This is a genomic window from Mesorhizobium sp. M7A.F.Ca.CA.001.08.2.1, assembly GCF_003998455.1.
In the GTDB taxonomy this organism is placed as follows: Bacteria; Pseudomonadota; Alphaproteobacteria; order Rhizobiales; family Rhizobiaceae; genus Mesorhizobium; species Mesorhizobium ciceri.
Genome location: NZ_RZPW01001403.1, coordinates 1 through 591, shown reverse-complemented (window position 1 = coordinate 591; position 591 = coordinate 1). Strand labels below are relative to the sequence as shown.

Annotated in this window: 1 pseudogene; it reads left to right on the top strand. The window is 66.0% G+C overall.

Annotation, left to right across the window (positions count from 1 at the left end):
- Nucleotides 1–95: 95 nt before the first annotated feature.
- Nucleotides 96–591 (top strand): annotated as a pseudogene (locus tag EN914_RS37660) (sensor histidine kinase); the annotation flags it as partial.

The window sequence follows — 591 nt, the reverse complement described above, 5'->3', positions numbered from 1 at the left end:
GCATTACACTGACCGGAAAGCCGCGAAGAAAAGGGAGAGGGCAGACGCCGCAGGCAGGCACCGATAGCGAATCCCAAGGGTTTGCCGGCCGTGAGTTGCTGCGCGAGGCGGTGGCCCGGCTGCGCGATGGCCGCTGGCTTGCCGTGGTCGCAGCCCTTGCCGTCCTGGCTGGCGCGATCGCCATCGCCGGGCGCATCGCCTCCGGCCAGGCGGCCGACAATCTGCGCGACACAGCACTTGCCGCTCTGCCGCTGGCGGCGGGAACGCTGACCGGCGAAATCGAAAAGCAGCGCCTGGTTCCCTTGGTGCTGGCCCGCGACGATGCTGTGCGGGGCGCGCTGCGCCGGGCCGGGAAGATGCAAGAAGCGGCCCTCAACGACAAGCTCAAGGCGATTGCCGGCGATGCCTCGGCCTCCGCCATCTATGTCATCGATACGGCAGGCATCGCCATATCAGCCAGCAATGCCGGCGAACCGACCAGCTTTGTCGGCATCGACTATAATTTCCGGCACTATTTTCAGGAGGCGATGGCGAAAGGTGCTGCCAGCCAATATGGCCTCGGCACGATCAGCGGACGGCCGGGACTCTACC